The following is a 5,921-nucleotide window of genomic DNA, read 5'->3' on the forward strand; positions in this document are numbered from 1 at the left end:
TTGCGTCTGGCAGGCGCGCTCACTGGCGCGGCTGGCCCATCTTGTACGCGACGCGCGCGCGATACGCCGGCTCGGCCGCGGCCGAAGCCGAAACCGGCGCCTTGGCGTCGTCGTTCGCCGGCATGACGATCGGCTGCGGGCGCAGCGCCTCGATCATGCCGCTCGCATCGTGCGAGGCCACGAACACGCGCGCGTCCGGATCCCAGTCGCGCAGGGCCGTCTCGGCGAACAGCTCGGGCTGCGCGACCGTCACGCGCGGCTTGCGCCGCAGCAGGCGCCGCATGCGGAATTTCGACGTGAACGGATGCGCGACGTGCGCGACGATCATCCAGGTCGTCAGCACCGCGCCCATCGTGCCGATGATCGCCACGTAGGAAATCAGTTCGCCCCACGACAGATCGCCCTGGTCGAACGGCAGCAGGTAGCGGTAGGCGTAGACGGTGATGAACGCCCACATCGAGCCGACGCAGGCCGGCCGCAGCAGGCGGAACCACGCGACCAGCACCACGCCGCGCAGCACGCCGCGATCGGCGATGATCTGGCGCGGCGCGCGCAGGGAAAGGTCGATCACGGGGGTGCTAGTCATGTTGAATACCTCGATCGGGGCTGGTCCAGATCGCGCGTTTGCCGCGGCGTCCGAGGACGATCGACGGCAGCGCCACGACGGTGCAGACCATGTTGATGAGCCAGAACGCAACCGGATACCAGACGGCATCCATCAGATACAGCAGCAGGTTCTCGTCGTAGCGCCGGTCGATCAGGCAGCCGACGAAGATCTGCAGCACGCAGGTGGCCAGCAGCAACATGCCGTGCCAGTGCGGAATGAACGACACCTGCCACTCGGGCGGCATGGGCACGATCGCGTTGACGAGCCCGAGCAGCAGCATCAGCGTCATCGCATAGGCCCACGCGATGCCGGCCAGATACTCGAGAAAGATCGGCCACATCATCAGCTGCGAGCGGTGCAGCAGGCGCGGCGCGTACTTGATCAGCACCTGGATGCCGCCCTTGGCCCAGCGCAGCCGCTGCTTGTAGAGGCCGCGCAGCGTCTCGGGCATCAGGATCCAACTGACCGCGTGCGGCTCGTAGGCCACGCGCCAATCGTTGCACTGCAGCTTCCAGCTGATGTCGATGTCCTCGGTCAGCATGTCCGAGCTCCAGTAGCCGACATCGGCCAGCGCGCTCTTGCGGAACATGGTGCTGACGCCCGACACCGTGAAGATGCGCCCGTACACCTGCTGGGTGCGCTTGATCAGGCCGATGATCGACGAGAACTCGCCCACCTGCATGCGCCCGAGCAGCGAGGTGCGGGTGCGGATGCGCGGGTTGCCCGTCACCGCGCCCACGCTCGGATCGGCGATGAAGTGCTCCAGCATCCAGCTGATCGCGTCCTTGTCGAGCAGCGAATCGCCGTCGATGCACATCAGGAACGGCGCGTCGGTCACCACCGTGGCCGTGGTCAGGCCGATCGCCTTGCCCTCGTTCTTCGCGTGGTGCACGACCGTCAGGCGCGGGATCTCGGCGGCCAGTTCGTTGAGCACCTCGCCGGTGCGGTCGCGGCTGCCGTCGTTGACCGCGATGATCTCGTAGTTCGGATAGTCGAGCGTGGCGAGGTGGCTGAACACGCGGCGCGCGTTGGCCTCCTCGTTGTAGCACGGCACGATCACCGCCACCTTCGGCATCCCGGCGCGCGCGAGCGCATCGGGGGAGCGCTCGCGGCCCCGCTCGAGCACGAAGTAATGCACGGTTCCGCCGATCATCCACAGGTACGACATGAAGAACGGATAGAAGAAGATGAAATCCTGGAGCCAGTTGATGACGATATGGATCATTTCGCTCCCGGCGCCTTCGCGCTGTCGAGCAACGCGTTGATCGAGGTCGGGTCGAGCCGCGCGCGCGTCGACATCACGTCGCGCAGCGCCAGCGCCTCGGGCTGGTCGTGCGCGAAATCGTCGGGGTAGTAGCCGTAGCTGACCATGCCGGCCTCGCGCAGGCGCGCCATCTGCCCGGCCAGCGTCTTGCCCGGCACGCGCGCGCCGCTGCGCGAATCCACGGCCTCCAGCATGAACACCGTGCGGCGCGGGCCGTCGGCCACCGTCTTCACGGTGTTGCCGAGCTTGCCGAGCCATGCGTCGACCGAGCCGACGCCTTGCCGCGACGGCATCGCCAGCAGGCCGACGAAATCGTAGGCATTCAGGAATGCCGCGTAATCCTGCGCGTAGCGGCCGCCCGCCCGCGGATCGAGCAGCACGTCGGGGAAGATCGCGCGCACCGTCAGCACCTCGCCGCTGTTCTGGCTGTCGAACACGATCTTCTCCAGCTCCTGCGTGAACTCGATCAGGTGGCGCGTCTTCAGCTCGCCCCAGCGGCGGGCCAGCGCGGGATCGGCGCGGATCCGCTCGACGTCGCGCGGCAGGCCCCAGCGCACGTAGGTGTCGCCCGCGTGGCGGCCGGCGTCCTCGGCGTCGCCGAGCATGGCGTCCTCGCCGAACAGCACGCCGGAGAACGCCGAATAGCGGCCGAGATCCTCGTACATCTCGCGCACGAACGCGCGCGCGGCCGGATCGAACGGGCTCAGGCGGCGCACGCCGGAGGCGCCGGGCGGCAGGCTGCCGCCGGCGCCGGTCAAGAACTCGACGCGCCCGGCCAGCTTGGCCGGCACCGCGAACGACAGCACCGGCAGCCAGGCGTACACCGACACATGCGCGCGCGTGCTCAATTGCCAGGCCGCGCGGCTGAACAGATCGGCGCGCACCGGCAGGTGCCGGTTCGGGAAATACACCGCCTCGGCCAGCCCCGAGCGCGCCGGGTCGGAGAACGCCTGCAGGTACACCGAGCTCGGGCGCAGCCGGTAGATCCGCTCGATCAGGTCGCCGAGCTTCTTCTCCTGCTGCTCGGGCGACGGATCGTAGACGTCGTCGAGCGATACCACCACCGCCCGCTCCACCGGATTGACGCGGCCGCGGTTCTGCCACGGCTCGCGCATCGAGCGCTCGAGGCCACCCACGTCGATGTCGTAGGTGGCGAGAATCCGGCGCATGCGGTCGAGCGGCACGTCGCGCGTGTTCGGGCCGGATTCGAGCGTGAACTGGGTCTGCATGCCGAGTTCGGTCGACACGGTGCGCACCGTCTGGTTCTGCGCGCCGTATGGCCAGACCATCGAGCGGATCGTGAAGCCGGTGCGCGCCTTGACCTGGCGGATGCAGCGGCCGAGATCGGTGCGCACGCGCGTTTCGAATTCGGCGTCGGTTTCGTAGCGCTGCCGGTCGCGCAGATACAGATGCGAGGTGGCGGCCGGCAGTTCGTTGCCCTGCGGATTGGCGATCGCGCCGTGATGCAGGTCGTGGGTGTGGCAGGCCAGTTCGACCAGGCCCGAATCGGCCACGTCCTTGACCTCGTCCCACGACATGAACGTGTCGCGCGGCACCACCAGCGTGTCGGACAGGCGCACGCCGGTATTGGCCGGCGTATCCACCCACGACGTGACGATCGCCATCACCGCCGGATAGTTGAACTGCTTGAGCAGCGGCAGCACCTTCTCGTGATGGCTGCGGAAGCCGTCGTCGAACGTCAGCAGCACGGCGCGCGCCGGCAGCGGCTTGCCGCCGTTGCGCGCGGCCAGCACCGCGCCCAGGCTGACCGGGTGATAGCCGTTCGCGTCGAGCCACGAAAAGATCGAGGTCAGCGTGCCGGTATCCACCGCGTACGGGTCCGTCACGTTGTTGGTGGCGAACTCTTCCTGCAGGTTGTCGCGGATGTCGTGAAAGCAGAGCGTGCGGAACGTCAGGCCATCGGCCGGATCCGCCGGCGGCAGCAGGTCGATCAGGCGCGCCGGCGCGAGCCGGGGAAACAGCGTGCAGCCGGCCAGCGCCCCAATGCAGCTGCAAATGAACCGTCGTCGGGATTCCATCGTTGTTGTTCTCCGTTCGAAACAGGCGCTCAGAAAGGCACCGTGAGCGAGCCGTAAGCCGTCGCCGACAGCTCGCGCGAGCCATCGTAAGCATGGCTGAGCAAGCCGAGACCGTAAGTGAGGGCGACGTTGTGGCTGAAGCTCCAGACATGCTCGATGCGCGCGCCCAGCTCGGGGCTGGTGCCGAAGCCGCGCTCGTTGTAGGCGCCGGCCGTCAGGTAGATGCGCTGCTGCAGGCCCTTCTCCCCGCTGCGCCACAGCGACCACTGATGCATCGCGACCAGCTCGGCCGTGTAGTCGCGCCCCGGCGCGTAGTAATCCGCATTGGCGATCGTGTTGCTGCCGGTGCCGAGGTTCATCGTCAGGTTGACGAACTGATTGGCCGCCGTGAACACGCGCTGCGTGCCGCTCAGCGTGATCTCCTGGTTGAAGTTCGAATCGCTGTAGCGCGCGGCGGAATACGTCAGCGAGGCGGAGCGGCGGTCGGTGTCGGTGAAGTTGAAGCTGAACTGCGCCGTCTTGCCCCACAGGTGATCGAGGTAGGCCTTCCACGGCAGCGCGTTCGAATCGGTATCCACCGACGCGCTCGCCGACAGGTAATCGTTGAACGCGTAGGTCGCCTCGCCGTTCGCGCCCATCCGGCCGTCGGCGCCGAGCGAGCGCGTGGCTTCGCCGGTGATGGTGAGCGCGCCGTTCCGGTAATCGCCGCCGATGCCGGTGCGCGTGCGGCTGAGGCTGCCGAGATCGGTGTTCGCGTGGCCGTAATAGGTGTGGCCGAACACGCGCCAGTTGTCGAGGATCGGCGGCGAATACAGCATCGTGTCGATGCTGAACTCGTTGTCGGCCAGCGCCGAATTGCCGTGCTCGCCGTTCACCTCGATCGACAGCACCGGCGCGCGGTAGGCGGCGTAATCGCGCTTGAACGCGCGCACCGCGCCGCTTTCGGGGAAGGTCGTGCCGAACGTGTCGTCGATCTGGTGCGCGCGGCGGTAATCGCCGAGCGCGATCGACGCGCGGCCCAGCCCGGCCAGCGTCTCGACGTCGTCGGGGTGATCGGTCAGCGTGCCGGCGTAGGTGTCGCGCGCGCGGCGCGTCTGCGAATTGCCGAGCATCGCATCGGCCTGCGCATCGCGCACTTCCGCGCTGAACGGCACCTGATCCCTGAGGTGTTGCAGGCCCGTCATGCCGGCCGCCGTCTGGCCCATGTAGATGCGCGATTGCGCGAGCAGGCGGTAGTAGCGCAGGTAATCGTCGTTGGCCGGATCCCACTGGTTGATCCGCGCGGCGGGCGGCAGCGCGCGCCGCATGTCCTCCAGCACCTGTTGCGCCTGCACGTAATGGTTCTGATCGGTCAGCGCGTAGAACAGATCCTCGCGCAGGTCGATCAGGCGCGTGTGCGCGCCGTACTGATAACCGAGCGTGGCCGAATCGGGCGCGGGCGCGGTGGCCTGCGCGATCGCGCGGCGGTAGGCCCGCTCGGCCTTGTCGGGCTGCTGCAGATAGGCGTAGGCGTCGCCCACCGCCGCGAGCGCGTCCACCGACACGTCGCTGCCGGGCGGGATCGTCTCGAACACCGCCACCGTATCCTTCATGCGGCCGTGCGCGGCGTAGGCCACGGCCAGGTCGCCCGCCAGCGACGCGCGAATCGGCGCGTAATCGGGCGTGGCCGGCAGGCGCTGGCCGAACGCCTCGGCCTCGCGGATCGAGCGGTCGAGCGCGTCGAAGCGGTCCGAACCGGTCATCTCGCGCACCTTGGCGCGGCCGCCGCGCACTTCCTGGCGGATGCTCAGTTCCTCGATGCGCGCGAGATCGACGGGCGAAAACACGTCGGGCCGCGCCTTCGCCTGTTCGAGCGCGCGCACCGCGCCGCCGCCCGTGGCCAGCGTCAGCACCTGCTTGCGCAGCGCCTCGTCGGGCGACGCGGAGGTTTCGGACGATTCGGACAATTTGGCCACGGCCGCGGGCACCGATTGCGACGGCGGCGGCGGCGTCTGCGGTTCCGGCGCGGGGC

General features: G+C 68.4%; 4 protein-coding genes. All 4 read right to left on the minus strand.

What is annotated here, in order from left to right; genetic code table 11:
- Nucleotides 1-19 precede the first annotated feature (19 nt).
- The gene (locus G3N92_RS29545) at nucleotides 20-586 is read right to left on the minus strand and encodes a Biofilm PGA synthesis auxiliary protein PgaD (RefSeq protein ID WP_206131110.1); all 567 of its coding nucleotides are present in this window, start codon (nucleotides 584-586) and stop codon (nucleotides 20-22) included.
- Complete coding sequence (pgaC, locus tag G3N92_RS29550) at nucleotides 579-1,832, minus strand: poly-beta-1,6-N-acetyl-D-glucosamine synthase (protein WP_206131111.1); 1,254 nt, start codon at nucleotides 1,830-1,832, stop codon at nucleotides 579-581. The genes G3N92_RS29545 and pgaC overlap by 8 nt, the downstream gene beginning before the upstream one ends.
- Nucleotides 1,829-3,910, minus strand: a complete 2,082-nt coding sequence (gene pgaB, locus G3N92_RS29555) for a poly-beta-1,6-N-acetyl-D-glucosamine N-deacetylase PgaB (protein ID WP_206131112.1) — start codon at nucleotides 3,908-3,910, stop codon at nucleotides 1,829-1,831. The genes pgaC and pgaB overlap by 4 nt, the downstream gene beginning before the upstream one ends.
- Nucleotides 3,911-3,939: 29 nt before the next feature.
- The coding region (locus G3N92_RS29560; RefSeq protein ID WP_206131113.1) for a poly-beta-1,6 N-acetyl-D-glucosamine export porin PgaA at nucleotides 3,940-5,921 on the minus strand (1,982 nt) is incomplete at its 5' end.

Origin of the sequence: Burkholderia sp. Ac-20379 (assembly GCF_017104645.1) — a bacterium.
In the GTDB taxonomy this organism is placed as follows: domain Bacteria; phylum Pseudomonadota; class Gammaproteobacteria; order Burkholderiales; family Burkholderiaceae; genus Burkholderia.

What these genes read in the sequence shown, in the direction of transcription:
- pgaB (WP_206131112.1), bottom strand. Translation starts at nt 3,910, where the DNA reads ATGGAATCCCGACGACGGTTCATTTGCAGCTGCATTGGGGCGCTGGCC.
- G3N92_RS29545 (WP_206131110.1), bottom strand. Translation starts at nt 586, where the DNA reads ATGACTAGCACCCCCGTGATCGACCTTTCCCTGCGCGCGCCGCGCCAG.
- pgaC (WP_206131111.1), bottom strand. Translation starts at nt 1,832, where the DNA reads ATGATCCATATCGTCATCAACTGGCTCCAGGATTTCATCTTCTTCTAT.